The sequence below is a fragment of the Sulfitobacter sp. HI0129 genome (genome assembly GCF_001635395.1).
In the GTDB taxonomy this organism is placed as follows: Bacteria; Pseudomonadota; Alphaproteobacteria; order Rhodobacterales; family Rhodobacteraceae; genus Sulfitobacter.
In genome coordinates this window covers 1-2,916 of record NZ_LWGH01001099.1, presented here as the reverse complement: position 1 = coordinate 2,916, position 2,916 = coordinate 1, and the positions used below count along the sequence as shown (strand labels likewise).

General features: G+C 62.3%; 4 protein-coding genes. 1 reads left to right on the top strand and 3 read right to left on the bottom strand.

Annotated features, from left to right (window positions below; translation table 11 throughout):
- On the top strand, positions 1-648 hold a 648-nt coding region (locus A3764_RS23025), incomplete at its 5' end, for a cation diffusion facilitator family transporter (protein WP_236628312.1).
- Here the strand turns inward: A3764_RS23025 and A3764_RS23020 are convergent.
- The 3 genes from A3764_RS23020 to A3764_RS23010 all read right to left on the bottom strand — a co-directional run.
- Entirely contained in the window at positions 632-1,879 is a 1,248-nt protein-coding gene (locus A3764_RS23020; RefSeq protein WP_067921147.1) for a cytochrome P450, read from the bottom strand. The genes A3764_RS23025 and A3764_RS23020 overlap by 17 nt on opposite strands.
- 3 nt (positions 1,880-1,882) lie before the next feature.
- Entirely contained in the window at positions 1,883-2,383 is a 501-nt protein-coding gene (gene lspA / locus A3764_RS23015) for a signal peptidase II (protein WP_067631017.1), read from the bottom strand.
- Positions 2,380-2,916 (bottom strand): cation transporter (locus A3764_RS23010; protein WP_150122432.1); only part of this gene is annotated, 537 nt, incomplete at its 5' end. The genes A3764_RS23010 and lspA, both read right to left, overlap by 4 nt.

Genomic DNA, 2,916 nt, shown 5'->3' with positions numbered 1-2,916 from the left:
CAAGATAACCGGCAGGCCAATCTGACGCGCGGCATCCGGGTCGAGATCGCCAGCCTCGTCTACAACATCATCGAGGTCGTCGTATCCGTCACCGTGGGACTTCTGACCGGCAGCGCAGCGCTGGTGAGTTGGGGCCTCGACAGTACGGTCGAGGCCACCTCGGCTGCGACTCTGATCTGGCGCTTGAAGAGTGAGGTGGACGGTGCCGACAAGCGCACGGTCCTGCACCGCAAGAAGGTCGCGCTCTACGTGGTTGCCTGTGCCTTCTGGATCGTCGTCGCGGCGATCCTCTACGAGGCGGTCTCCGCCTTCATTTCGCAGAAGGCGCCGGGCTTCAACTGGTGGGGTATCGCGATTCTGGGTGCTTCGCTCGTGGCCAACCCGTTCCTCGCCTGGGGCAAGTATCGCTACGGCAAGCGGCTCGATGCGCCCGCCCTGAAGTACGATGCCAAGGACACCATGATCTGCCAGTATCAGACGATCGTGGTGTTGGCCGGGATCGGTCTGACGCAATGGATGGGCTGGTGGTGGGCCGACCCGGTGGCGGCGCTTCTGATCGTGCCCTACGTTGCATGGGAGGCGTTCGAGGCCACGAAGGATGCGCGGTCGGTCGATCCGGACGAGGGCGAAGCTACTGCCGAGGCCTGACGTTACGCATGATGAACCGAGATTTGGGCATGGGCGGCAGTTCTCCGGTTTCCAGATCCAGATCCTGATCCGGCACTTCGTAGTCGATGGCGTTCACGAAGAAACTGCAAAACGCCTTCATCTGGCTGATCGCGATCCACTCGCCCGGACAACGGTGGTTCCTGTGGTGATCGCCACCGCCCTGCGGAATGAACTCGTAGGGAGTGACCTCCCGATCGTGAAACCGCTCGGGCCGGAACTCTTGCGGCGCGTCCCACGAACGAGCGTCGGTATTCGTGCCGTAGAGGTCGAGCAGAACCCTGTACCCTTTGGGAAAGCGATATCCGCGCCACTCGAAATCGCTCTTCACCCGTGCCGCAACCGCGGGAAAGAACGGATACAGACGGCGGACCTCTTGCACGAAAGGTTCGAGCTGTCCCTCGTCGTCCTTCAGCTTTTGCCGCCACTCGGGATGCCGATGTAAAGCATGCGCCGCCTGAACTATGAACACGGATACCGCGACGGTCGGGCGCAGGACATTCAACAGCTCTACGGCGGCCACCCTGGGGGTCAACAACTCCCCATCGAGATCGCGCCATGTCGCGATGATATGAAGGGCACTTTCCTGCGTCGGCTGAAGCTCACCATCGCGGACCTGTTGGATTAGCCGTGCTGCCCATTTTTCCAGGCGGTGGCGCGCCAGACGCGCGCGCCAGTGTTTGGGGCCAAGGGCCCCGGCGTCCTGAAAAAGCGCTGTAAGCTGCGCCGTTCGGGTCGCCACCTCAGCTTCATTAAGCGGCACCCCGGCCCAGGCGCAGGCAGCTCTTGTGAGCATTTCGCGCACTTCGTCATAGAGGACGACCTCGTTCCTCGCCTCCCAGTCCGGCGCATAGTTGTCCAACATGTGAAGCGACGTGCCCTTAAGCGCGGCGATCCGCTCGGTCCCCATGAGTGACATGAACATCTTCTTGCGGTGCTGGTGGGCAGCGCCGTCCAATCCCTGAACGCCGCCTTCTCCCAGCAGGGACTTCTGTATGCGGCCTGGCATCGAGCCTGCGCGGATCAGCCGGTCTTCCCGATAGAAGGCTTCTGCCGCCGCCGCGCCGGTCATGCAGATCGTCTCTTGAAGGAGGATGCGGGTTTCGAACAGGTCTGTGTCGAGTGCGCGGCAGGTCTCCGAAATGAACCCATATGGGTTGCGCAGCAGGGCAAGTGTGCTGTCAAAGCCTTTCGCAGATGGTATGCCGAACATGGGTTACACCCCCGTTGTGTTTTCCTTGCGTTGACCCTGACCAGGCTTGTCCGTCGCAGAGCGGAAGCTGTCCCAGAACAGTAGGGCCGCGCCGCAGAAAATCGCCACATCCGCAAGATTGAAGGACGGCCAGTGGTATGTTCCGTAATGGAAATCCAGAAAGTCTGGGACGGCCTGATAACGCAGCCGGTCGAGGACATTGCCGAGTGCGCCGCCGATGATCAGACCGAGAGCGGCAGCCGTCAGCCTGTCCGGCGCGCGCCACAACCAGATCAGCAGCCATAACACGATCACGCCAGCAAGCGCGATGAGACCCCACCAAGGCACGATCCCGCCCAGCATACCGAAGCTGACTCCATCGTTCAGAACCCGCACGAGATTGAGAAAGGGTAGAACCTCGACGCCGCCCTCAAGCGCAGGTGTGTTCAGGGCAAGCGCCTTGGTGCCCTGATCGAGGGCGAACGCCGAGATGGCGCAAACTCCGCCTAGAACGCGGCTGTTCATGCAGTCGTCTTCAGATCGGCCCGCGCATCGCGAATGATCGCCCAGGACGAGTGCAGGAATAGCCCGGCGATACCGAAGGCAACGATAAGGTCGGGCCACGCGCTGCCCAGCCAGGCCACAAGACCGGCGGCAACGACAACCGCCGCATTGCCGATGGCGTCGTTGCGAGAGAAAAGCCAGACGGCCCGCATGTTCGCGTCGCCCTTGCGGAACGGCAGCAGCGGCAGAACGGAGATGACGTTGACGACAAGGGCAATCATGCCAAGCAGGCCCATGAGACCCGCATCCGGCGTCGTCCGTTCGAAGACCCGGACGATGGTCGTGCCGAGGACGCCGAGACCGAGGAGCCCGAGGAAGATGCCCTGGATCAAGGCCGACCGTGCCCGCCAGGCGAGGCTCCAGCCGATGGCCAGCAGGCCAAGGAAGGTGATCGCGCCGTCGCCGATGAAATCGAGCGCATCGGCCTTCACGGCCTGTGACCCGGCGATGAACCCGCCGATCATTTCAACGACACCGTAGCCCACGTTCAGGAT

What these genes read in the sequence shown, in the direction of transcription:
- A3764_RS23020 (WP_067921147.1), bottom strand. Translation starts at nt 1,879, where the DNA reads ATGTTCGGCATACCATCTGCGAAAGGCTTTGACAGCACACTTGCCCTG.
- lspA (WP_067631017.1), bottom strand. Translation starts at nt 2,383, where the DNA reads ATGAACAGCCGCGTTCTAGGCGGAGTTTGCGCCATCTCGGCGTTCGCC.